Source organism: Pelagicoccus sp. SDUM812005 (assembly GCF_031127875.1).
In the GTDB taxonomy this organism is placed as follows: domain Bacteria; phylum Verrucomicrobiota; class Verrucomicrobiia; order Opitutales; family Opitutaceae; genus Pelagicoccus.
In genome coordinates this window covers 1-455 of sequence record NZ_JARXIA010000087.1, presented here as the reverse complement: position 1 = coordinate 455, position 455 = coordinate 1, and the positions used below count along the sequence as shown (strand labels likewise).

Sequence of the window (455 nt, the reverse complement as noted above, 5' to 3'; positions counted from 1 at the left end):
CTGTAGGTGGGGGTGAAGTGGACATGCCAGCTTGGGCGCTTGGCCAGCCAAGCGTTCACCTTCGCCGACTTGTGGGTGACGTAGTTGTCCATCACTAGGTGCACCTCGTAGGGGTCCTCCTCGTTTTGCTCGGGCAGGGACTTCTCCACTTCGCGAAGGAAAGAGAGGAACTCGCTGCTGCGGTGCCGGGAGTAACATTTCCCGAGCACTTCCCCGGTCTTGACGTTGAGCGCTGCGAACAGGTTGAGCGTGCCGTGGCGCCAGTAGTCCCAGCTGCTTCTTTCGGGCCGTCCGGGGCGCATCGGCAAAATGGGCTGGTTGCGCTCGAGGGCCTGGACCTGGCTCTTCTCGTCCACGCAGAAGACCAAGGCGTTTCGCGGAGGGCTCAGGTAGAGCCCTACAACGTCGCGGACCTTGTCCACGAAGTTCGGGTCGGTGGAGAGCTGGAAGCTTTC

At 61.8% G+C, this 455-nt stretch carries 1 protein-coding gene; it reads right to left on the bottom strand.

The genetic code is table 11. The annotated features are described in order from the left end of the window. Positions 1–455: IS630 family transposase (locus QEH57_RS24805; RefSeq protein WP_309009500.1), on the bottom strand; the 455-nt coding region annotated here is incomplete at both ends.